Origin of the sequence: Rhodopila sp., from assembly GCF_965276935.1 — a bacterium.
Lineage (GTDB): Bacteria > Pseudomonadota > Alphaproteobacteria > Acetobacterales > Acetobacteraceae > Rhodopila.
This window is the reverse complement of the sequence record NZ_CBDIBS010000004.1, coordinates 453503-475623: the sequence shown is the minus strand read 5'-3', so window position 1 is coordinate 475623 and position 22121 is coordinate 453503. Positions and strand designations below refer to the sequence as shown.

General features: G+C 58.0%; 20 protein-coding genes. 10 read left to right on the top strand and 10 right to left on the bottom strand.

Features of this window, described 5'->3' with window-relative positions; all coding sequences use genetic code 11:
- Window positions 1-128 precede the first annotated feature (128 nt).
- Window positions 129-260, top strand: coding sequence for a hypothetical protein (locus ACQY4S_RS18550; protein ID WP_428486704.1), 132 nt, complete (start codon window positions 129-131; stop codon window positions 258-260).
- Between the two features lie 302 nt (window positions 261-562).
- On the opposite strand, the gene ACQY4S_RS18545 is transcribed toward ACQY4S_RS18550, so the two are convergent.
- Window positions 563-1243, bottom strand: a complete 681-nt coding sequence (locus ACQY4S_RS18545; RefSeq protein WP_428486703.1) for a bactofilin family protein — start codon at window positions 1241-1243, stop codon at window positions 563-565.
- A gap of 101 nt (window positions 1244-1344) precedes the next feature.
- Window positions 1345-2100 (bottom strand): EI24 domain-containing protein, encoded by a 756-nt coding sequence (locus ACQY4S_RS18540; RefSeq protein ID WP_428486702.1) that lies wholly within the window; start codon window positions 2098-2100, stop codon window positions 1345-1347.
- A gap of 375 nt (window positions 2101-2475) precedes the next feature.
- On the opposite strand from ACQY4S_RS18540, the gene ACQY4S_RS18535 reads away from it, so the two are divergent.
- Both ACQY4S_RS18535 and ACQY4S_RS18530 read left to right on the top strand, forming a co-directional pair.
- The gene (locus ACQY4S_RS18535) at window positions 2476-4053 is read left to right on the top strand and encodes a gamma-glutamyltransferase (protein ID WP_428486701.1); all 1578 of its coding nucleotides are present in this window, start codon (window positions 2476-2478) and stop codon (window positions 4051-4053) included.
- A 425-nt stretch (window positions 4054-4478) separates the two neighbouring features.
- Window positions 4479-5645 (top strand): acyl-CoA dehydrogenase family protein, encoded by a 1167-nt coding sequence (locus tag ACQY4S_RS18530; protein WP_428486700.1) that lies wholly within the window; start codon window positions 4479-4481, stop codon window positions 5643-5645.
- Window positions 5646-5706: 61 nt separating this feature from the next.
- Here ACQY4S_RS18530 and ACQY4S_RS18525 read toward each other — a convergent pair whose 3' ends face one another.
- Window positions 5707-6453: an SIR2 family NAD-dependent protein deacylase gene (locus ACQY4S_RS18525; RefSeq protein ID WP_428486699.1), complete on the bottom strand. Its 747-nt coding sequence runs from the start codon at window positions 6451-6453 to the stop codon at window positions 5707-5709.
- Between the two features lie 183 nt (window positions 6454-6636).
- On the opposite strand from ACQY4S_RS18525, the gene ACQY4S_RS18520 reads away from it, so the two are divergent.
- From ACQY4S_RS18520 to ACQY4S_RS18500, 5 genes are all read left to right on the top strand, one after another.
- On the top strand, window positions 6637-7671 hold the full coding sequence (locus ACQY4S_RS18520) for an LLM class flavin-dependent oxidoreductase (protein WP_428488455.1): 1035 nt from the start codon (window positions 6637-6639) through the stop codon (window positions 7669-7671).
- 73 nt (window positions 7672-7744) lie between these two features.
- Window positions 7745-9076 carry an LLM class flavin-dependent oxidoreductase gene (locus tag ACQY4S_RS18515; protein ID WP_428486698.1) on the top strand — a complete coding sequence of 444 codons (1332 nt, stop codon included), beginning with the start codon at window positions 7745-7747 and terminating at the stop codon, window positions 9074-9076.
- A gap of 16 nt (window positions 9077-9092) precedes the next feature.
- Window positions 9093-10304 (top strand): CaiB/BaiF CoA transferase family protein, encoded by a 1212-nt coding sequence (locus tag ACQY4S_RS18510; protein WP_428486697.1) that lies wholly within the window; start codon window positions 9093-9095, stop codon window positions 10302-10304.
- 77 nt (window positions 10305-10381) lie between these two features.
- Window positions 10382-11233 (top strand): ParA family protein, encoded by an 852-nt coding sequence (locus ACQY4S_RS18505; RefSeq protein ID WP_428486696.1) that lies wholly within the window; start codon window positions 10382-10384, stop codon window positions 11231-11233.
- Window positions 11226-12125, top strand: a complete 900-nt coding sequence (locus ACQY4S_RS18500; protein ID WP_428486695.1) for a ParB/RepB/Spo0J family partition protein — start codon at window positions 11226-11228, stop codon at window positions 12123-12125. The genes ACQY4S_RS18505 and ACQY4S_RS18500 overlap by 8 nt, the downstream gene beginning before the upstream one ends.
- Before the next feature lie 6 nt (window positions 12126-12131).
- Here the strand turns inward: ACQY4S_RS18500 and ACQY4S_RS18495 are convergent, their stop codons facing one another.
- Window positions 12132-12416: a hypothetical protein gene (locus ACQY4S_RS18495; RefSeq protein ID WP_428486694.1), complete on the bottom strand. Its 285-nt coding sequence runs from the start codon at window positions 12414-12416 to the stop codon at window positions 12132-12134.
- Between the two features lie 123 nt (window positions 12417-12539).
- Between ACQY4S_RS18495 and ACQY4S_RS18490 the strand changes: the two genes are divergently transcribed.
- Together ACQY4S_RS18490 and ACQY4S_RS18485 are read left to right on the top strand one after the other, a co-directional pair.
- Window positions 12540-13757: a CaiB/BaiF CoA transferase family protein gene (locus tag ACQY4S_RS18490; RefSeq protein WP_428486693.1), complete on the top strand. Its 1218-nt coding sequence runs from the start codon at window positions 12540-12542 to the stop codon at window positions 13755-13757.
- Complete coding sequence (locus ACQY4S_RS18485; protein WP_428486692.1) at window positions 13757-14533, top strand: enoyl-CoA hydratase-related protein; 777 nt, start codon at window positions 13757-13759, stop codon at window positions 14531-14533. Before ACQY4S_RS18490 ends, ACQY4S_RS18485 begins: the two co-directional genes overlap by 1 nt.
- Before the next feature lie 162 nt (window positions 14534-14695).
- On the opposite strand, the gene ACQY4S_RS18480 is transcribed toward ACQY4S_RS18485, so the two are convergent.
- From ACQY4S_RS18480 to ACQY4S_RS18455, 6 genes are all read right to left on the bottom strand, one after another.
- Window positions 14696-15664, bottom strand: coding sequence for a CobW family GTP-binding protein (locus ACQY4S_RS18480; RefSeq protein WP_428486691.1), 969 nt, complete (start codon window positions 15662-15664; stop codon window positions 14696-14698).
- Between the two features lie 98 nt (window positions 15665-15762).
- Window positions 15763-16866 (bottom strand): ABC transporter ATP-binding protein, encoded by a 1104-nt coding sequence (locus ACQY4S_RS18475; RefSeq protein ID WP_428486690.1) that lies wholly within the window; start codon window positions 16864-16866, stop codon window positions 15763-15765.
- A 36-nt stretch (window positions 16867-16902) separates the two neighbouring features.
- A complete protein-coding gene (locus ACQY4S_RS18470; protein ID WP_428486689.1) occupies window positions 16903-17799 on the bottom strand; it encodes a carbohydrate ABC transporter permease in 897 nt (298 codons plus the stop codon).
- Entirely contained in the window at window positions 17796-18743 is a 948-nt protein-coding gene (locus ACQY4S_RS18465; protein ID WP_428486688.1) for a carbohydrate ABC transporter permease, read from the bottom strand. The genes ACQY4S_RS18470 and ACQY4S_RS18465 overlap by 4 nt, the downstream gene beginning before the upstream one ends.
- 65 nt (window positions 18744-18808) lie before the next feature.
- Complete coding sequence (locus ACQY4S_RS18460) at window positions 18809-20047, bottom strand: ABC transporter substrate-binding protein (protein ID WP_428486687.1); 1239 nt, start codon at window positions 20045-20047, stop codon at window positions 18809-18811.
- Window positions 20048-20540: 493 nt separating this feature from the next.
- Window positions 20541-21887 carry an ABC transporter substrate-binding protein gene (locus ACQY4S_RS18455; RefSeq protein ID WP_428486686.1) on the bottom strand — a complete coding sequence of 449 codons (1347 nt, stop codon included), beginning with the start codon at window positions 21885-21887 and terminating at the stop codon, window positions 20541-20543.
- Window positions 21888-22121 lie beyond the last annotated feature (234 nt).

Sequence of the window (22121 nt, the reverse complement as noted above, 5' to 3'; positions counted from 1 at the left end):
AACCGCTCAGTGCATCCGGTCTCACCGCTGCTAACGCTTGTTCCCAATCATCGTCGTCTAGCCGAACGGAAAGCTACAATTAATGCCCCAGAACAGCGGGTTCAAGCAGTGCTAAAAATGAGCAGGTCATGCTGGCGGCCGGCTGTTCGCTGGTGGTTGCGGCCGACGTGATGCAGGCAACCAATGACAAGCAGCAGTTAGCGCCTTATCTAGCGGCTTTAGGCAATCCCAAGACGATGCTGCTGAGCGCGAAATGCTAGTTCAGCGAGCCACATAACGACAGACACTGATCCGTTCATCACGATAGGTTGGGAAGGCCACTATCCCTGCTTGACGGCGCATTTCGCCACGGCGCCGCAGCCGGACGCGCTTGAGCCGCTTGACGCGAGGATTTCTTGCCTGAAACACGTATTGCAAGGATCTCCACGATTCGTGCAAGCAGACGCTTGAGCTGGCCTTGGCATTATTAAGTCTGCACTTGGTTTCCGCCGAATCCTGTTCCACCGCCTTGATCGTATCCGCGAGGCCTTGTGAGCATGGCCTGGCTTTCGTTTGTTAAGATCTACACGACCGGCTCCACGTTCTGCCGCGGCGAAACGTCGGACTGCGACTGGTCACTGATCATCTCAATCCGTCCGGTAATCTGTCCACCGTCTTCAACCTGAAGCCGGCGGCACCGCGCTGTGCCCAGGACACGGCCGGTGCCGCGAACAATCAGACTGCCTCGTGCCGTCAATGTGCCATCAATCGTGCCGGCGATTTCCGCCTCTTCTACCTCGACTTCACCTTTAAAAATGCCTCCCGGCGCGATCGCGAGTTCGGTGGCATGGATCATGGACGCTTCCACCGTGCCTTCGACAACCAGACGCTCCGCGTCCTGAACAGTGCCCTGCACACTGATACCCCGCCCAACGACAAGGGTTCGCCGTTCTGCCGGATCACGGGCCAGCGGGCGAGATGTTGTCATGCCAGGCCGCGGAGGCGCAACTGGCGGAGTGGACGTGGCCGTGGGTGGCGAGAAAGGCGGTCTTGACATATTTAACGCTTCCTTAGACCGAGCGGGACGGAAAGGAGGAACACCCAGGCCATTGTCTGACGATGCTGGCACGGTGTCCGGGAGCGGCTGACGGATAGCCGCGGCCGGTTCGGCGTTAGCTTCCTCCGGACGCGGAGAAAGGCCGACTGGAAGCGTCGTATCCAACACGGAGGCATTCAGGTCGTTAGGCTTTTGACGCTTAAACAAGGAATTCTGCCCGGCCGAAAAGAAGCTTCGCCTACCATACGGCGCGGCCATCCAACAACAGTCGGTTTCGGTTATCCACATCGTTATGTAGTTGCACCGGATTAGGAGAATGATCGGCTGTGTATAGGCGCGGCGGCCACGGCCACATCAAGGACGTGAACCATAGCGGCCGTGCCCACAACCGGAATCAGAAGATTGAGCAGCGGTACATAGGATGCTGCTGCTAGTATCGCGCCTGAAGTCAATACAATGCTCCGGCGGGACCGATAGAGAGATTCAGCCATGTTCCGGGACATCCGGCGCATCGCCACCGCAACAAAAAGCCCACGCCCGATCGCGTAGGCCGCGATCAACCAGCCAAGCACCAGACCGGCACCAGGTAAGATCATGGCCAACACGAGCGCAATAAAATTGAAAAGAAGTACCCGGCAGGCAACGGCGAGACCATCCCATAGCTGTTCCATTGCGGGAGCACCGCGGGGAGGAGGTAAATATGGAAAGAAGCGGCGCTCCACAGCAAAGGCAATTGTATCAAAATACATGGTCCCAATGGCCGCGGCCACAGGTAGAAACAGCCACAGAGCGAGGAACGACGCACCAATGGATCCGATGATGTCAGTGGCCCATGCGGCTACGCCGTGCAAACCTAGCAGCCAGTGGACAAACCAGATCGTGACGACATAAAGCCCGACGAAACACGCGATTGACCAGCCTACGGTGCGCGCGACGACACCCACGATGATTGGGTCATCAAGTTGACCCAGGGCCCGGGTCAGCGGGCTGAAGGGCGAACCATATTTGGCAGACCACATATGAATAGACCTTGTCGTCCAATCTTGGTGCTCGATATAGACCAAGCCACGACGTCTAAAGACAGCCGATCGCCAGTAGAAGTCATCGCACTTGCGTGCTGCAGGCCGGCGTCTGACCCGGTTCATGCTTTCTGTCGCCCTGCACCTTGTGCAGACCTGGCAAAAGCATTCATCCTTGGCCTGCATAGTCTCGCGCGGAGGCCACATTCTTCGCAACTCAGCAGGCCGCCGCCGCACTCTAGCAGGTGACCTCCGTAACACACCTGAGCAGCGTGATCCAAAGTCTGCCCCGCTTAAGCACCACCTAGAGCCATCCGCGCTAAATGACAGGGGACGACGACGTCCGGTTCCAGCCCCATTTCAAGCAGGGATAGGTATCGCCTATAGGTGTTGTGTCTGCTGCAAGTGAACGAGGGATCAATGACTTTCACGCCGTCACCGCATGTTACCCAGAATTGGCTGCTCTCTAAGCCATCTACCCTTGGGCAGCGTGGTATTGTTGTCTCCCAGGTGAAAAGCGCTGCCGAGGCCGGCGTGGCTATTCTCGACGCCGGCGGCAACGCGGTAGACGCTGCGGTGGCGACCGCGCTCGCCCTGGCTACCGTCGAACCCTGGAATTCCGGGCTTGGCGGGATCGGTTTCGCACTTGTGCATCGCGCCGGAGAATCCAAAGCCGATGTTGTGGATTTCGGACCGGTAGCGCCTCGTGATCTGAACCCAGCCTGCTTCAGGCTCACTGGGCGACCAAAGCAGGACCTATTTTCATGGCCGGAAGTGGAGAATGACGCCAATATTCATGGCGCTCTGTCATTTGCCATCCCATCCTCCGCCGCCGGGTATGCTCGTATGCATGCTGCCTGGGGTAAATTGCCTTTCGCGGAAGTCGTCGCCCCGGCGATCGCGTTGGCCAAACGTGGTCTGCCGCAGGATTGGTATACTACCCTAAAGGTTGCGTCATCCGCATCGGTGTTGCGCCGCTACGCCGAGAGCGCGCGCATCTACTTGCCGGACGGATTGCCGCCTGTCGCGCCTTATCAGGGAGCGCCGGGATTTTTTCGTCTTGGCGCCTTGGCGGATACCTTCGAACACCTGGCACGGGCCGGGCTACGCGACCAGTATGAGGGCGATATCGCCTCGGCAATTCTCGCGGACGTAAAGGATTTAGGCGGTGTTCTTTCGGCGGAGGACCTGAGGCTTTGTCAAGCGCGGGTCGTTCGTGCGCATGAGGTGCCCTGGCGTGATCGCACGCTGCAACTCGCCGGCGGGTTGACTGCGGCGCCGACGATGACAAAGGTTCTGGAGCAGATGAGGTCGGTGCCTTATGGACGCGCTCCGGATGCGGCCTGGTTTGTCGCCTTTGCCCGGGCTATGAAAACTGCATATGCGGAACGCCTGGCCGGATTGGGCGATGCGGACCCTCTTGCGGCCGAAACCTGCACGACGCATCTGAATGTCTGTGACCAGGACGGTACCATGGTCGCCATGACGACGACACTCCTTTCGTCCATGGGAAGCCGTGTTGTTCTGCCGCGTTCAGGCATCCTGATGAACAACGGCATCATGTGGTTTGATCCAAGGCCAGATCAGCCGAATTCAATTGCTGGTGGCAAACGGCCATTGACCAACATGTCTCCGATTATCCTCAAGCAGGGAAATCGCCCGTGGCTAGCAGCCGGCGCCTCAGGCGGCCGGCGCATCCTGGCCTCGGTTACCCAGATCATGACGTTTATTGCGGACTTTGGCATGAGTTTGCAGGAAGCCGCACATCATCCTCGAATCGATGTCTCCGGACCTGATCATGTTTCGGCCGATCGCCGACTGCCGCTGGAGGTCATTGACGCACTCGCCGCGGATGGCTCAACCGATATAGTGGAACACGGTGTGATGCCGATCAATTTTGCCTGCCCAAGTGTAATCCTTCAGAACCCCGACGGGTCGCGGGACGGAGTCAGTGATGCAGCTTCGCCTTGGTCGGCCGCAGTTTCCCAGTCGTCATGAATCCTCATAATCATGCGGCGCGAGACAGGCAAGCTACCGCTTAGGACGAGCACGACTGCATAAAGCCCATCGGCTGAAGGCGCTTTACAACAAAAAACCATATGCGCAGCATTACCAGCCTGTACTCACTCAGAAGATCGGCTCGATCGGCCTCAATATGTCGAATACGATGACGCGTGCGGCTTCAAAGTGACTTGGCGGATCTTGAAAGCTGTCTGATTCGCACGTCCATCACCAAGCGCGGTTTCGGGTCGTTCATGAGCCCTAACAGTTCATTCGCATGAAGCCAGTTGGTCGAAACCGGCTTGGTCCTGCTGGAAGACCTGGCTAGCAGTGGATCTATCTTTCTCCCTTGCTGCATTTCTCCTATTTCCCAGATCTCGTTATAAGCGAGTTGGCGAACAGCCTGCGAAGGGGCGCCGTCCATGGATTTCGCATTGACTGACATGCAACAGCAAATTCGCGATGAGGTCCTGCGCCTCTGTGCGCGATTTGACGACACATACTGGCTAGAGCGGGACAATACCGCGACGTTCCCACAGACTTTTTTTGACGCGATGGCCGCTGGAAACTGGCTGGGTGTCGCCATGCCAGAGGCCTATGGCGGCGCCGGCCTAGGCATTACCGAAGCTGCGGTGATGGTGCAGGCTGTAGCGGAATCAGGTGCTGCCATGAGCGGTGCCAGCGCCATTCACATCAATATCTTTGGTCTAAACCCGGTCGTGGTCCACGGCACCGATGCGCAAAAGATGCGAATGCTGCCGCCGCTGATTGCCGGCACGGATAAGTCCTGCTTCGGCGTAACCGAGCCGAATGCCGGCCTCAACACGACTGAGATTGCAACGCGTGCGGATCTGCATGGCGATCACTACAGGATTAACGGCACGAAGATCTGGACCTCGACAGCGCAGGTGGCGAACAAGATTTTGCTCCTGGCTCGCACAACACCGCTGGAAAAGGTAAAGCGCAAGTCGCAGGGCATGACCTTGTTCTACACAGACCTCGACCGCAAGCATGCCGAAGTACGGCTGATCCACAAGATGGGCCGGCATGCCGTCGATTCGAACATGGTTTTTTTTGAAGATATGCCAGTATCGGTGGAGGATCGTATCGGTGAAGAGGGCGAGGGCTTCCGAGCCCTGCTACATGGATTGAATCCCGAACGTATTCTGATCGCCGCCGAAGCCGTCGGCATTGGACGGGCCGCGCTCGCCAAAGCCGCGCGCTATGCGCGGGAGCGGGTGGTATTTGGCCGTCCCATTGGTCAAAATCAGGGAATTCAGCATCCGCTTGCAAAGAACTGGGCGGACCTTGAAGCCGCTAATCTGATGACCTTAAAGGCGGCTTGGCTGTACGATAATCGGCAGGAGTGCGGGGCGGAAGCAAACGCGGCAAAATATCTGGGCGCCGAGGCAGGATATCGCGCAGCCGAACAGGCCGTCATGACGCATGGCGGAATGGGCTATGCTCAAGAATATCATGTGGAGCGCCTTTTTCGCGAAAGCATGCTGCCGCGGATCGCACCGGTCAGCCGGGAACTCGTACTCAGCTACATTGCCGAACGCGTGCTGGATTTACCAAAATCCTATTAGATTTGGCTGCATAAGATTGTGGATGGTATCTCTTCGATTCATGATGGATAGCGCTGCGGGATCAGTACGCGCCGACAACCGCTCCCAGTGTGTCGCCGATCGGACGGTTCAGAACGAGATCGGCGATTTGGTCCAGGCCAGTCTGCTGAAGATTGAGGATAACCAGTTTGGCGCCGTTTCGCTTCGCTAATTCCGGGAATCCGGCGGCCGGATAGACGACTAGGGATGATCCGATCGTGATAAACAGATCGGCCAGCAGAGTTTCCCGCTCCGCTCTGCGCATTTCGTTCGGCGGCATCGACTGCCCGAACGAGATGGTTGCTGTCTTCACCCACCCTCCACATGCGCAGTGCGGCACAAGTCCATCTTGCTCAAAGTCGACTCTCAAGGCATCAATCTCATACCGCATGCCGCATTCAAGGCATTGCGCGTAGGTCGTGTTGCCGTGCAGCTCGATGAGCTTGTCGTCTGGAACGCCAGAGTCCTGGTGCAGTCCGTCAATATTTTGCGTTATGACTGCGGCGGCCTTGCCAGACCTGATCAGTGTGGCAACCGCTCGATGGCCACGGTTTGGTGTGGCTTGGCGAAGCACCGCCTCGATTTCAAAACGCCGTCGCCATGTTTCCCGCCTCGCATTGTCGGATCGCATGAAGTCGGAGAAGTCGACAGGCGTTTGCTTTGTCCAAATGCCCCCTGGACTGCGGAAGTCCAGAATTCCAGATTCTGTGCTGATTCCAGCACCCGTGAACAGAACGATTCGATCGGCCGCATTGATGAGGTCCACCAATGCGGCCTGGCCATGATCCATCGGCATGTTCCTTCATCCGGTGAGGCAAACGGGATGGCGCTGCTTCGTGGATGCCATCAGTATCCGGCACAGTTGCTTTCCGCCAGATCGGCGCCTCGACAGGCTGGATTTTCACGACTACAGCTTGGTTAGCAACTGATTCAATAGGATTATCGTCGTTACCTGAAGATTGGATTGAAGGCCATGCCACCAATACGCTTCGGCATCTGGGCGCTGGTTCACGGCAGCCGTGGGGCATTGCAGGATCCCGACGAGCCGTATGATGCATCATGGGAGCGTAACCAGGCCCTTGTCCTGGAAGCTGAGCGGCTCGGGTTTGACAGCACATTGGTCGCGCAGCACACCATCAATCCACATCATGCGCCAATGGATCAGCTCGAGGCATGGACTTCGTCTGCGGCGCTCGCGGCTCTGACCAGCCGCATAGAGATCATTACCGCAATCAAGCCTTACCTTTATCATCCCGTAGTCCTGGCCAAGATGGCCCTGCAGATCGAGCATATCAGCCGCGGCCGCTTTGCCATCAATCTGGTAAATGCATGGAATATCCCAGAACTGGAAAAGGCCGGCATTGGCTTCGCACCACACGACGAACGCTATGTCTATGGCCGCGAATGGATATCTGTTGTTGAACCGCTGATGCGCGGGGAAACACTCAGCTTTAGTGGCAAGTATTTCAATATTCAGGACTATACGCTGCATCCGGCCGACCCATACCGTTCCCGACCGCTAATCTATGTTGGAGGCGAATCAACGCCGGCCCGGGGGCTGGTCGCGGACAAAGGTGATGTCTGGTTTATCAACGGTCAGCCTCTGGCGGACGTGCGGACACTGGTCGCGGATGTGTCGGCTCGTCCTCGCACAGGACCAAAGCTGCGCTTCGGACTGTCGGCCTTCGTCATTGCCCGTCGAACAGACGCGGAGGCGCAAACCATGTTTGACCACCTGTTGGAGTTGGCGGCCAAAGACGCACCCATCCGATCCGTGCAACGAGCGAACACGGATCCTTATTCGGTAATGGCGCAGACAATGTTAAAAACCCCGCGCGTCGGCAGCAATGGTGGGACGGCGGCTGGCCTCGTGGGCAGCTACGACAAGATCGCGCAACGCATTCATCAGTTCAGCGAAGCCGGCATCGAGCTGTTCATGCTTCAGTTCCAGCCGTTCGAGGCTGAGATGAGCCGGTTTGCGACGGAGGTGATGCCGCGCGTCCGCTAGTAAGGCTGGCGGCCCTTTGGCCCCATGTCCAGCCCTGGTAGTGTCACCGCACTAACCGGTGGAGGCCGAGCGGATGACAGAGCGAAAGATGTTGCGGCTGGGTGCGTTCATGCGACCAGTGGGAATTCACACCGCCTGGTGGCGTTATCCCGGTGCGTATCCAGATGCTAATTTTAACTTCAAGCATCTGAGCAGCTTCGCCCGCACATTGGAGCGCGGCAAGTTCGACGCCTTCTTTATGGCGGACCATCTGGCGGTGCTGAACATGCCGATGTCAGCACTGAAGCGCAGCGCGACCAACACGTCGTTTGACCCCATGACGCTGCTGCCGGCGTTGGCGGTGGTGACCGAACGGCTAGGACTGATTGCCACCGCGTCCACCACCTTTAACGACCCGTATCACATTGCTCGCAAGTTCGCTTCATTGGATCACCTCAGCCACGGCCGAGCGGGATGGAATTTAGTGACCACATCAAACCCGGATGCAGCACGGAATTTTGGGTTGGACGACCACATCGAGCACGCGGAACGCTACCGCCGTGCGCGCGAATTCTATGACGTCGTGACCGGGCTGTGGGATAGCTGGGCTGACGATGCATTCGTTCGTGATGTTGAAAACGGGATTTTTTTTGATCCAGAAAAAATGCATGTGCTCAATCACAAAGGGCGGCATTATTCTGTTCGCGGTCCATTGAACATCGCGCGCCCCATTCAAGGATGGCCGGTGATCGTCCAGGCCGGAGCATCGGAGGCCGGCCGCCAAATTGCCGCGGAAACCGCCGAGGTGGTTTTCGCCGCCGGCGGGGCCATGGCCGATGCGCAACTATATTATGCCGATGTCAAAGCCCGAATGGAGCGTCTGGGACGCAACCGGGATCACCTGAAAATCCTGCCGGGTGTATTGGTCGTCGTCGGCGAAACCGCGGGCGAGGCCCGCAGGAAGAAGGATCTGTTGGATAGCCTGGTTCATCCGGACAGTGGAATTGCCTCGCTGTCGGTATCGCTGGGGTGTGACGCGTCGCAATTTGATTTGGATGCGCCACTTCCAGAAATTCCGGAAACCAACCAGACCAAGAGCGGCCGGCAGCGCGTCATCGACCGTGCTCGTCAGGATAACCTGACGGTACGGCAGTTGGCGCAGATAGCCGGTGGGTATGGCGGACTGTCGCTGGTAGGCACCCCGACTATGATCGCTGACTCGATGGAAGAATGGCTGCTCAGCGAGGCCTGCGACGGGTTTAACATCATGTTCCCGTATGTTCCTGGCGGCCTGGACGACTTCGTCGATTTAGTGGTGCCGGAACTCCAGCGGCGTAGCCTTTTCCGCCGCGAGTATGAGGGGCAGACGTTACGCGAGAACCTCGGTCTGCCACGGCCGAATAATCAATTCTTTCCAGATCTTTAAATGAAAGGATTATTAAATGTCGGCCACGCCGCTGCAGGGCCTGCGGGTGTTGGAATTCAGCCACACGGTAATGGGTCCGACCGCCGGTCTGTTGTTCGCCGAACTCGGCGCCGACGTGATCAAGGTCGAGCCGGCACCAAAGGGCGACCACACACGGGGGTTGGGTGGCTTCGCCGCGGGATTCTTCGCGGCCTTCAGTCGCAACAAGCGTAGCCTGGCGGTCGATCTGAAACGACCGGAGGGACGCGCGATCATCCAAGCCCTCGTTCCCACATCTGATCTTATACTGGAAAATTACGGTCCAGGCACGATGGAGCGTCTGGGCTGCGGCTATGACCAGCTTGCGCCGCTGAACCCGCGGCTAATTTACCTTGCGCTGAAGGGATACCTCGCCGGTCCATACGAACACCGCCCGGCTTTGGATGAGGTCGTGCAGTTTCAGACCGGTCTTGCGTTCATGACCGGTCCACCGGGACGCCCGCTGCGGGCCGGCGCTTCCGTGGTCGATATCCTGGGAGCAGCCTTTGGCGTTGTCGCCGCCCAGGCGGCACTTCGGGAGCGCGACATGACCGGAAAGGGCCAGCGCGTCAGCAGCGCGTTGTTCGAGAGCGCCGCCTTCCTCATGAGTACCCACATGGCCGGCATGATTGCCACCGGCCTCGAGGCTCGGCCGATGCCCGCACGCCGCGGCGCCTGGGCAATCTATGAGGTGTTCCAAACAGCAGGCAATGGCCAGCTCTTCATCGGCGTGACCTCGGACCAGCAATGGAGTCGCTTTGTTGATGAATTCAAGCTTCAGGAACTCGCCGCGGACCCACGGCTCGGGACGAACCTGATGCGGTTGCAGGAACGTCCCTGGTTGATCCCGGTGTTGCAGGAAATTCTGATCAAGCTGCCGCAAGCCGAGGTGCAGTCGCGATGTGAACGCGCCAACGTCTCCTGGGCGCCGGTTGGCCAGCCGGGTGATCTGTTCGCCGATCCTCATTTGCTTGCGACCGGGGGCTTGCTGGATGTAATGATCTCCCGCATTGGCGGGACCCAAGGCACGCCAGCGAAGCTGCCGGCCCTGCCAATCGAGTTCGGCACGGATCGCGGGCGACCGGGAATAAGAATGCAATCCCCTCGCATGGGTGAGCACACAATCGAACTTTTGACAGAAGCTGGATACTCAATGGCAAAAATCTCCGACCTTATCGCAACCGGCGTCGTCGTAGGCGCAAGCGATTAACGCGAGCATCATTTACGTTACTGGCAAAGCCCCCGTTCCGAATTCTGGTGATATCGGCTATACAAACTGCCTTTCCAATGTTGTGCTTGCAGCGTCACCTATCTCACTCGGGGGCCATCATTACCAGACCGCTTATCTTGGCCGTCGCGAACCAAAAAGGAGGCGTCGGGAAAACAACAACTGCGGTCAATCTCGCGACATCTCTGGCGATCGCCGGTCTGCCTGTGTTGCTGATCGACATGGACCCGCAGGGAAATGCATCAACCGGCCTGGGCGTTGCCCGAAACCAACGGTTCGGGGGTACCTACAAGCTGTTGATGGAGGGTAGCCCGGGCCGGGAAACCATCCGGCCCACGCTGGTGCGCAATCTCTCGCTGATCGCGTCTGATATTGATCTAGCGGGCGCGGAGGTCGAACTCGTCAGCGAAAACCGCCGGGAGTTCCATCTCAAGGCCGCACTGGCCGGATCGCCCGCTCTAAGCGAATTCAGCGTCATCGTGCTGGATTGTCCGCCCGGCCTGGGGCTATTGACATTGAATGCCTTGGTGGCCGCGACTGGAGTCGTTGTGCCCCTCCAATGCGAGTTCTATGCATTGGAAGGCATCAGCAGTCTCATGCATACGATCGAGGCGGTCCGACGACGTTTCAATCCGGCGCTGCGTCTGTGTGGCATTCTTCTGACCATGTTTGATCGGCGCAACAGCCTGTCGGGTCTGGTCGAAAAGGATGCGCGTGATCACTTCGGCGATTGGGTTTTCGATGTGTCAATTCCACGCAATGTCCGGGTCTCAGAGGCGCCTAGTCATGGCAAGCCTGTGCTCCTGTATGATGCCAAGTCGCCCGGCGCGACCGCCTACACCGCATTGGGGGCTGAGATAATCAATAAGGAGAACGTCGTGGTACCCGGGCACGTTACAGCGCATGTCTAGCAAAAAGACACAGCCCCGACTTGGCCGCGGCCTTGCGGTTCTGCTCGGTGATACCGCGTTGCACCCAAGCTCGGAGCAGGGAGTTGCCGTCATTGCGACGCCAATGGATCAGCTCGACGCCAACCCTTTCCAGCCGAGGATGGATTTTGATGATGCCGAACTGGAGAGTTTGGCGGAATCGGTCCGGGTCCAGGGCGTTCTGCAACCAATCTTGATTCGGTCGCATCCAACCGATCACGGCCGTTACCAGATTGTCGCAGGTGAGCGCCGATTCAGGGCAGCAATGTTGGCCGGACTAACTGAAATCCCAGCGATTCTGCGGGAGACGGATGACAGTGACGCGGCCGTGGTGGCCCTGGTTGAAAACCTCCAGCGCCAGGATCTCAACGCAATTGAAGAGGCGGAGGGATATCAGCGCCTTCTTCAGGACTTTGGCCTGACTCATGACGCACTGGGTTTCGCTGTCAGCAAGTCGCGCAGCCATGTTGGGAACACGATGCGGCTGCTGCGACTACCGGACCCGATCAAACAGGAAGTACGCTCAGGAAGCCTGTCGTCAGGACATGCAAGGGCACTGCTAAATTATCCTAATCCAGAAGCTTTGGTTGAGCAGGTGCTGAAACAGGGCATGTCAGTGCGACAGACCGAAATGCTGGTAGCAAAGAAAATCGCGGCGAGGGGTGCACCACGCCAGCCCAAGCCGGAGAAGCTTGATGTCGCAAGTCTGGAGCGTCAGGTTAGCGACGTCCTTGGTTGTCGTGTCACGATCACCACCAATCGAAAAGGCGGAGGCGACCTCAGTGTCCAGTTTGCCGACCTTTACCAGCTCGAAAATCTTGTCGCACGGCTGGTTGGCGAGCGCGTAAAGGCACCGCTCGTATTACAGGAATGAGACTGATCACATCAGCTTGCCTTGCAGAAAACCCAGGGCAGGCAAAGGACGCCAGGACCGCGGCAGATCGGCCCGCTTGATCGGCTTGACCGTGTAAAGTGGCGCGGGTTGTCGCGAGCTTTTAAGAAAACTCGCGTAGGCTGTTACCTGTTGCTCCCGCCAGGCCCGGTCTGCGAGTGCGGCGAGACGGCTGGTGAAGACTTCCGCCACCCTTGATGTGCGTCCGATCAAGGCGACGACCGCCCAAAGCTGATCGTCGCGGTAAAGGTTGAGATTGACAGGTTCCACCATGGAACCAAGGCTGGCCGCACACGCGTCAGATATCAAGGGTCTTGTGCCCGGCGTGCTTCTATCGACAGTCGTGCCCGGATCGGCGTAGCGTTTCCGCAAGTGAAAAGAGGGAAACGCCAAGCCATGAGCGGAGAGAACTGCCTTGCCGGACTGAAAATCCTGGATCTGACTCAATTCGAGGCGGGGCCATCCTGCACTGAAGCTTTGGCATGGATGGGCGCGGATGTCGTGAAGGTCGAGAATCCAAAGGTCGGCGACCCTGGACGTTCGGTCGGCGGGAAGACGGCAAAAGATGCACCATATTTCCTGCAGTATAACGCCAACAAGCGGTCCATCGCGGTCAACTTGAAGGTCGCGCTAGGCCTTGAACTGGTAAAGGATCTTGCCCGCAGTGCAGACGTGATGGTCGAAAACTTCGCGCCTGGAGCCATCGAGCGTCTCGGCCTTGGCTACGACGTAATCAAGGCTGTCAACCCCGCGATCATCTACTGCCAGCTCAAGGGTTTCGGCACCGGCAGCCCATTCGAGAAGAACCTTGCCTTTGATATGATCGCGCAGGCCGCCGGCGGATTGATGTCTATTACCGGCCAGGAGGATGGGCCGCCGTGCAAGCCCGGCGCGACGATCGGCGACACCGGGACCGGCATGTTGATGGCAATCTCGATCCTGGGTGCGTATGTCCGCCGCCTGCGCACCGGACAGGGCGAGCATTTGCAGGTCGCCATGCAGGACGCGATCCTGCACTACATACGCAATGCCTTCACCTACATGGAACGAACCGGCAAGCCGGCGCCCCGCGCTGGCTCCAAGACAGTCGGGGGCGGCAATCCACCGATTGGCGTTTATCCGTGCAAAGGCGGCGGCCCAAATGACTTTGTCTTTATATACACCAGCGCGGCGAATCCCGAGCATTGGACCCGGCTCTTGAAGGTAATGGGACAGGAAGACTTGATCGGCGATCCACGCTTCGCAACGCCAGCCGCACGAACCGATCATCGGGCAGAGGTCGATGCGCTCGTCTCGGCATGGACAATCCAGCATGACAAGCACACGGCGATGAGCCTGGTCGGTGACGCCACCATTCCGGCGGGACCAGTGATGGACACGATGGAACTTGCGAATGATCTGACTTTCCAGCAACGCGGCATTCGCCAAACCATGGCGCACCCCGAGATCGGCGATTACGTCATGAGCGGATGGCCGGTCCGCTTCGGAGGCCAGACACCGCAGGTCAAGCCTGCGCCACTTCTGGGACAGCATGGCGACCAGGTGCTGTTGGAATGGCTGAACCTGAAACCTGCCCATATCGCTGACCTGAAACACAACCAGGTGATCGGCTGATGAGCTATCACTACTGTATTGTCGAGGATGAGGGTCCGCTGCGCATCGTGACGCTTAACCGCCCTGAGGTGCTGAACGCACTGCATGCTGATGCCAATGATGAACTTACCTCCGTGTGGGACGAGTTCGCCGAGCGGGACGATCTGTGGGTGGGGATCATCACCGGTATGGGCAATAGGGCGTTCTCCGCCGGCAATGACCTGAAGGTTCAGGCGGCTGGTAGACGCCGGTCAAACGGGCCCAACGGTTTCGCCGGCCTGTGCAACCGCTTCGGCCTGTACAAGCCAATGATCGCCGCGGTCAATGGAGTCGCCATGGGCGGCGGGTTCGAAGTCGCACTAGCCTGCGACATCATTATCGCCGCTGAAACCGCGGTCTTTGCCTTGCCGGAACCCAGAGTCGGGCTGATCGCCGGGGCTGGTGGGGTGCATCGTCTACCACGTGCGATCCCGATGAAAAAAGCGATGGGCATGATTCTGACGGGTCGGCGTGTTCCCGCGCGTGAGGGCTTCGAACTCGGTTTTGTCACCGAGGTCGTCGCGGACGGACAAGCGCTTCCAGCCGCGAAACGCTGGGCGGAGATGATCCTGGAATGCTCACCAAAGGCGATTCGGGCGTCCAAGCAAGCGGCTTATCAAGGCTTGGATAAGCTGACGCTCGAGCAGGCCATGCATACGATTTACCCGGCGCAGCAGGAAAACCTCGAGAGCGGTGACTATATTGAAGGACCAAGGGCCTTCGTTGAAAAGCGCAAGCCTGTCTGGCGGAACATGTAGATTGGCTCGTCTTGGTCTGTATTTATCAGCACCTCCAATACATTCGGGCGTTAGAGCGTGATCGCCTGAGGCTGACCCAGTCAGAAGACGTGAATCACGCGATCAGACAATGAGTTAAAGCGCGACTCATGGATCAACCTAAACCAATCGCGCTTTAATGTCTCAGGATGCTGTTTGCTCACGCACTTCGGCCTCGATTGCTTCCAACAACCTGGAGGGAAAATAACGAGGTATTCCATCGGCAATAAAAATGATCCGGGTACTGGTGTCGGCGCCAGGCCAGCGCTCAAGAAAAACAGGTGACGAAACAACGTGGCGCACGCCGTGGATTACTGCCGGTTGGCCAGGCATCTCCTCTATCGCCACCAGTCCCTTCATCCGCAGCAGCCGTATGCCACAGTGTTCCGCCAGCGCCTGCAGCAGTAACGTCAGCGCCAGGGCGGGCAACGGCCTATCCCGCGTCAGCACAAACGTCTCAATCTCTACTGCGTGGTTGGCGCGCCGATTTTCCAGGCTTGCCAGCCGCTGCTCTACCAATTCGATTGCGCCGGTCGCGAACATGAATGCCGCATTTATCTGTGCGGTCGTGCTTACGGATGCATGTGGGTTTAATGTCATGACTCGCGATGCCAGAGATTGCGAGACCGCCGCGATGTCCGTCTTGCTGAGCAGCAGGTGATCCGCCAGCGCGACCTGGCGCCGCGCCTCGACGTGGCGCTCAAGCGTTGCTTCGCCATGAACCGTGTCGACGAGCGTTGTGATTGAAGACATCTGATGAGTCGCCGCAATCTGGCTGTCCGTCATCATCATACTCAGGACCGGCGCGGGATCGGCAAGGCCAGACGTTTCAATTAGAACGCGGTCATAGCCGACGTCGCCGCACTGCCGGCGGTCCATCAACGCCAGCAACGTACGCGCTAGATCGGTCTGCACCGCACAGCATAGACAGCCCGTTGTCAGTTCCACAACGCTCTCGTCGCTACTGGCGATCAGGTCATGATCCAGTCCGATCTCGCCGAACTCGTTGACAATCACCGCGGTTCGACCGAACGCTGGATCCCGCAGCATGCGGCCAATCAGGGTCGTCTTGCCGCTTCCAAGAAAGCCGGTAACGACCGAAACCGGGATCAAGTAGCCTGCGCCTGGATCAATTCAGCGCTTGTGCACCGGGCTACTTTAAGGCGCAAGAGTTGATACGAAGGATGCGGCATCCACCTTGCTCCCGCGGGTTACACCACCATGCCGCTGTCGCTGTCCATCAGGTGTATCTGGTTCAGATCCGCCGTCAGCGGCAGCATCTCACCCGGTGCGGCCTGCGTCGCGGGATCGACCCGCGCGCAGACTGGCGCGCCGTTGACAAAGAAATGCACCATGGTCTCCATTCCCATCGGTTCAACGACGTCAACCGGCAGATCGACGCGGTTCCAGCCGGGTTTGCCCTGCTCATGATATTCAAAAAGATGCTCCGGCCGGATGCCCAGCACCATCTCGCGTCCCTTGAATTTACCATAGCGGTCGACGCGGGCGGGCGGCACGGGAAGGATGATCTGATCGCTGATCTGAATCGCTACGCCGCCATTTATGCCATCCTGTACGCGGCATGGCAGGAAATTCATCGCTGGAGACCCGATGAAGCCAGCAACGAACCGAGTTGCCGGATGGTGATACAGCTCCTGCGGTGTTCCGACCTGCTCGATGATGCCACCGTTCATCACCACGACCCGGTCAGCCAATGTCATTGCCTCGATCTGGTCATGCGTCACATAGATCGTCGTCGTGCGGACGGTCTGGTGGACCTTCTTGATTTCGGTCCGCATCTGCACACGCAGCTTGGCGTCCAGGTTAGACAGCGGTTCGTCGAACAGAAAGACCTTGGGATTACGCACGATGGCGCGTCCCATCGCCACGCGCTGGCGCTGCCCACCCGATAACGCCCGCGGCTTGCGCTCCAGCAGTGGCGCAATATCGAGGATGCGGGCCGCCTCATCCACACGTCGCTTGATCTCGTCCTTCGGGAACTTTCGCAGCTTTAGGCCGAATGCCATGTTGTCAAAAACGCTCATGTGCGGATACAGCGCGTAGTTCTGGAACACCATGGCAATGTCTCGGTCGCGCGGCGGCACATCGTTGACCACGTCGCCGTCGATCCAGATCTCGCCTGCGCTAATTTCCTCCAGCCCAGCGATCATCCGCAGCGTGGTTGATTTGCCGCAACCGGAGGGGCCGACCAGCACGACAAATTCATGGTCGGCGATATCAAGGTCGATGCCTTTCACCGCTTGCACACCGGCATCATACTCCTTGACGACCTTACGGACGGACACTTCAGCCATGGTTGCTCCGTTTCCTCGATTTCGACTTGTTTCGCATCAGCCTTTGGTGGCGCCAGCGGTCAAGCCTGCCACGTAATAATCCATCAGGAAAGCATAGATTACAATTGGCGGCAGTGACGCTAGTAGGCATGCGGCCATGATCTTGCCCCACTGGAAGACGTCACCGCGAATCAGGTCGGAGATGATGCCCACTGTCAGCACCATTTCTTTCGACGTATACAGGTACGCAAGCGGGTATAGGAACGCTCCCCAGGATACGGTAAAGGCAAAAATGGTGGCCGCGATGATACCCGGCATCGCGACCGGGATGAAGATCTTCCACAGAATTTGCAGATAGCTGGCGCCGTCGATCAAGGCTGCCTCATCCAGTTCCTTTGGCACAGAACTGAAATAGCCAATCATGATCCAGGTGCAAAACGGTACTGCCAAGGTTGGATACAGCAGCACCAGGCACCAGACGTTGTTGATCAGCCCGATCATGCCGACAATCTGGAACAGCGGGATGAAAAGCAGCGACGGCGGGATCAGATAGGTCAGGAACACGCCGGTCGACAAGGTCTGGCTGCCCCAGAAACCCATGCGCGCAAGGCTGAATGCCGCGAGAACCGAGATCACCATCGAAACTGCGACGGTCACGACGGTGACAATGACAGAGTTCAGGTAGAACGTCTGGAAGTTGGGATACGTGATCAGGTACCAGAAATTCTCCAGCGTCGGATGATGCACCAGCCAGGGGCTTCCAGTCTGGGCGGAGATCTCCGCCGACGACTTAAGGCTGGTCATCAGGGTGTAGAACGGCGGCATCAGGAACATTATCACGAAGACACTTAAAGCTATGTAGCTTCCCCACAGCGCCCACAGACGCTGGCGGTGCAAACTGGTCTTGCGTGCTTTGGCAGCCGGATGGCCGCCAGCCAGTGTTGTCGCACTCATGCCGCAATGTCCTTTGACCGCCTAGTCACGCCGCGCAGCACGAAGAACGCGGCAAACGCCAAAATCGGGAACATGAACAGGCTGTCGGCCGCGCCCAGCGGGATGTCGCCAGACTGGATCCCAACCTGGAACGCATAGGTCGCGAAGATCTGAGTCATATCCTGCGGACCACCCGCAGTCAGGATACGGACGATATCGAACTCGGCGAAGGTCACGATTAGGCTAAAAAGGATCGTGATCGAGATGATGTTACGCATCATCGGCAGTGTCACGAAGAACAGTCTCTGAACGGCATTCGCACCATCAATCGCGGACGCTTCGTATAATTGCTCCGGCACCGACTTCAGAGCCGCCAGATACATAATCATGAAAAACGGCGTGCCGCCCCAAACATTAACGGTAATGGTGCAGAACCGCGCGATCCAGCCAACGCCAAGCCAAGGCACATTCGCGAAACCGAATTGGTTCAGTATCCAGTTAAATGCCGAATAAGATGGATCAAACATCCACCACCAAGTCAGGGTCGAGAGCGCTAGCGGGATTACCCATGGCACCAGAAGCAGACCGCGCCAGATACGCTGCTTTTTGCCAGGGATATTGTTCATAAGATTCGCAATGGTGAAGCCGATCACCACTTTGAAGATGACCGCGGTGATGGCGTATAGGCAACTCTGGAAGATAACCATCTGAAAAGTATGACGCTTAAGCAGAAAGCTAAAATTCCCCAGCCCAACAAAAGCCGTCATCTTCTTGTTCAGCATGCTCAGGTAGATCGCGTAAAACGCTGGATAGATGACGAAGCCGGCTATCAACAGGATTAGCGGCAGGCACAAGAGAAATGCAACCGTCGACCGCTGCTGCGCAAATCGGCGCATGCTGCTCTTCGCCGCCCTACCTCTGACAGGCGTCATGACACCGATAGGGACACTGGTTCCGTCTGCCATATATAAATACCTCCCTAAACCCTTCCTGTCGGCAAGCACCGGTCGTTGCCGGTCTTCCGGCTAGATTAGCGGGTAAATCCTTCCAGTTCGTCCGATGCCCAGGCGATCACCTCTTTGATCGACTGGCCGCTTTTCAGTTTTGCCAGCATCGTCGGCATTGTGCCGCGATTGTAGATTTGTACCGCGATTTCCGGTGGAGCCGGCAACGCCGCGATATGTGCCTCGGCATGATGGGACGGTCGGATCGGGTAGTTGTAGACCGTGCCAGTTGGCGGCCCAACCTCCTCCCACACCTTGAAATCCAGCATTGACTGGAACGGCGGCACGTCATAGCCCATGACCGCGTCGCATCGCGCCGCTACGTCCTCGCGTTGCAGCAGGGCCTCGATCAGGTCCTTTGCAGCGCTCTTGTTCTTGCTGAAACCCCATACGCCCCAGAAATACGGCAGATACGGCAGGAACCGTCCCTCAGGCCCGCTGGGACCGGAAAACGACCATGAATCTTCCGCGACCTGCGGCGCGTCACGCTTCGCCACGGCCCAGGCCGACGGCGGGTTCCATATTAGCGCACTTTTGCCCGAAATCAGGGCGCGGTTGTTAGAGGCATCATCAAAGCTGACGGCATCGGCTGGCAGCACCTTCACCAGCTTCTGCCCATGCTCCAGCACCGCCCGCACCTTATCGGAGTCGACTGTAATCTTGCCGTCTTTGTTCACGAGTTCGGCGCCATAAGCACGGAAGAGCGCACCGGCAGTGTCGACCGAGTCGGACGTCTGCCCAAGTCCAATTCCGAATGGCATGCCGGCTTTCATGCAGGCTTCCGCGGCGGCCAAATGAGCATCCCAGCTCCAGGCGTCGGAAGCGGCCGTATGGACCGCCTTCGCCGGATACATCCCGACAATGTCGAGTCCAGCCTTGTCCTTCAGTACACTAATGCGTCCGCAAGGACCCTTGTACTGTGTTCCGGAACTTGTCGGCACCGCCAGCCAGTGACCCTTCACCTTCGCCAAGTATTCGCATACATGGTTTACCGCGCCGTATTTATCGGTCAGGCGCTTCATCACGTCATCCATCGGCTCCAACGAGTCCGCGTTGTTCTGCACCTCCCACGTAGGGAATGCCTGGATGTCATGACCGGTCTTTGCCTGTGCCTCAGCCGCTATGGTCAGGATGTTCTTCGAGCCGACTGACGTCACGAAATCGGCTTGCACTTCCACCTGGTTCTTTGCTGCCCAGGCGTTGACCTGCTTCTGCATCACGGCATTACCGCTCGGCACCCAGTGATCCCAAAAAGCGATCGACACTTTTCCAGCCGCTCGGCCAGACCGAATGTGAACCAGCGGCAAAGTAGCGGCCGCCGCGGCCAATTCAGTGCCTTGCGGCGAGTTGGCGATCCCTTCGACTTTGGCATCGGCACGTCATATCCTTCCTGACTTTATCGAACAGATTAAATCTGCTTGAATTAATGTTCACCTGCCAGCAACGACAGAATCTACGGCGTTATCAATGTTGACAATCAAGCTCAAAACTGCCGGCGCGATAGAGCGCCCTTTTGACATCCCTCCTAACGCTTCGGCAGGTCCGAAGCGTGTCCAATTAGCCATCTGCTTGTTCCGACCAGTCTCATCCCAAGGGGAATACCGGCTAGAAGGTTATTTTTCTATTAATGGTCACGCTAACCTGTGCCGCGTGCCAACGCAACGCTACTCGACAAAACAACGTGTTGATAAGCCTGCGGCAGCGGTGCGGGATTGGTAGCTTGACGACCCTGATCACCATACGTCAGACTGCAGCGGGTCAGCGCACAAAGCCCTCCAACTCATCCTGCGCCCAATCCTGCACCTGCTTGATCGATTGGCCGCCTTGCAATTTTGCCAGCATTGTCGGCAGCGTACCTCGGTTATAGACCTGTACTGCGATCTCCGGCGGGGCCGGTGCGACCGCCACCCAGTTCTGCTGATGGTGCGAAGGGCGGATTGGATAATTGTAAACAGTGCCCTTCGGCGGTTCCACCTCGTTCCAGATCTTGAAGTCGGTCATGCTGGCGAAAGGCGGCACGTCATAACCAGAGACCGCGTCGCAACGTGCTTCGACATTCTCCCGCTGCGACAGAAACTCAATCAGCGCCTTGGCAGCGGCCTTGTTCGGGCTGAAGTCCCACACTCCCCAAGAGAACGCTCCAAGCGGGAGGAACCGCCCTTTTGGGCCTTTCGGCGCCGGAAAAGTCCAGCAATCTGCCGCGACTTTCGGCGCGTCCCGCCGAGCAACGGCCCAGGCGGAGGGCGGATTCCATATCAGCGCGCTCTTGCCCGAGATCAGCGCCCGGTTGTTGGACGCGTCATCGTAGCTGACCGCGTCGTCCGGCAGGTATTTGACCAGTTGCTGGGCATATTCCAGCACCTGCCGTACGGCATCCGACCGGACATTTACAGCACCCTCGGACGTAATCACCTCTGCTCCGAACGCGGCGAACATCGCACCTGCGGTATCGACAGAGTCAGCCGTTGTCCCAAGTCCGATGCCGAATGTCATGTTCGCCTTCTTGCACGCTTCGGCCGCCTTCAACATCGCATCGTATGTCCAGTTCTCAGCCTCCGGCGTGGCATCGGCGGAGGCGGGGTACATCTTTACGATGTCCAGGCTGGCAACGGTCTTCAGGACCGATATCCGCCCGCACGGTCCCTTGTTCTGGTTGCCCGAGCTGCTCGGCACCGCGAGCCACCGACCTTTTGCGGTGAACAGGTATTTGCTGATGTCCGCGACCGGGCCGTACTGAGCGGTCAACCGAGCCATCACATCGTCGATCGGCTCGAGCTGGTCGGCATGGTTCTGCACTTCCCAGCCAGGAAACTGCTGAATATCATGTCCTGTCTTGGACTGAGCCTCCTCCGCCATGGTCAGAAGGTTTTTGCTGCCCACGGAAGTGATGAAATCAGCCTCCACTTCCACCTGATGCGCGGCTGCGAATGCGGCGCACTGCTTTCGCATGATGGCATTACCTTCCGGAACCCAGTGGTCCCAGAAGCCCACCGAAACCTTGCCGGCCGCGCGTCCGGTTCGAATATGAACGAGCGGAAGCGCCGTCGACGCGGCTGCTAGCTTTAAAGCTCTTCTCCGAGATACACCCGTTGCCTTCGTGGCCATTTAAACTCCTGTATCTGGCCCTTGTGCCGGGCCACTTCTCGCGACCTCTTATCTAGGCCGCACTAAACGAGATTAGTGCTGACGTCCCAGGAATAGCAACGGCCTACCCTCCCTGCCATGATGTGAACAGCTAACCTGGTAAGCTAAGATCACAAAGCTTGCTGCCTAGAATAGCAAGCGTCGCTACTAAACATAACAGCCGTGAAGCCGGACCGCCTCATAATATAGAATTTG

Bases quoted from the DNA above. Each gene is read 5' to 3' on its own strand.
- ACQY4S_RS18550 (WP_428486704.1), top strand. From the start codon at position 129: ATGCTGGCGGCCGGCTGTTCGCTGGTGGTTGCGGCCGACGTGATGCAG.
- ACQY4S_RS18535 (WP_428486701.1), top strand. From the start codon at position 2,476: ATGACTTTCACGCCGTCACCGCATGTTACCCAGAATTGGCTGCTCTCT.
- ACQY4S_RS18530 (WP_428486700.1), top strand. From the start codon at position 4,479: ATGGATTTCGCATTGACTGACATGCAACAGCAAATTCGCGATGAGGTC.
- ACQY4S_RS18525 (WP_428486699.1), bottom strand. From the start codon at position 6,453: ATGGATCATGGCCAGGCCGCATTGGTGGACCTCATCAATGCGGCCGAT.
- ACQY4S_RS18520 (WP_428488455.1), top strand. From the start codon at position 6,637: ATGCCACCAATACGCTTCGGCATCTGGGCGCTGGTTCACGGCAGCCGT.
- ACQY4S_RS18515 (WP_428486698.1), top strand. From the start codon at position 7,745: ATGACAGAGCGAAAGATGTTGCGGCTGGGTGCGTTCATGCGACCAGTG.
- ACQY4S_RS18510 (WP_428486697.1), top strand. From the start codon at position 9,093: ATGTCGGCCACGCCGCTGCAGGGCCTGCGGGTGTTGGAATTCAGCCAC.
- ACQY4S_RS18505 (WP_428486696.1), top strand. From the start codon at position 10,382: ATGTTGTGCTTGCAGCGTCACCTATCTCACTCGGGGGCCATCATTACC.
- ACQY4S_RS18500 (WP_428486695.1), top strand. From the start codon at position 11,226: ATGTCTAGCAAAAAGACACAGCCCCGACTTGGCCGCGGCCTTGCGGTT.
- ACQY4S_RS18495 (WP_428486694.1), bottom strand. From the start codon at position 12,416: ATGGTGGAACCTGTCAATCTCAACCTTTACCGCGACGATCAGCTTTGG.
- ACQY4S_RS18490 (WP_428486693.1), top strand. From the start codon at position 12,540: ATGAGCGGAGAGAACTGCCTTGCCGGACTGAAAATCCTGGATCTGACT.
- ACQY4S_RS18485 (WP_428486692.1), top strand. From the start codon at position 13,757: ATGAGCTATCACTACTGTATTGTCGAGGATGAGGGTCCGCTGCGCATC.
- ACQY4S_RS18475 (WP_428486690.1), bottom strand. From the start codon at position 16,866: ATGGCTGAAGTGTCCGTCCGTAAGGTCGTCAAGGAGTATGATGCCGGT.
- ACQY4S_RS18470 (WP_428486689.1), bottom strand. From the start codon at position 17,799: ATGAGTGCGACAACACTGGCTGGCGGCCATCCGGCTGCCAAAGCACGC.
- ACQY4S_RS18465 (WP_428486688.1), bottom strand. From the start codon at position 18,743: ATGGCAGACGGAACCAGTGTCCCTATCGGTGTCATGACGCCTGTCAGA.
- ACQY4S_RS18455 (WP_428486686.1), bottom strand. From the start codon at position 21,887: ATGGCCACGAAGGCAACGGGTGTATCTCGGAGAAGAGCTTTAAAGCTA.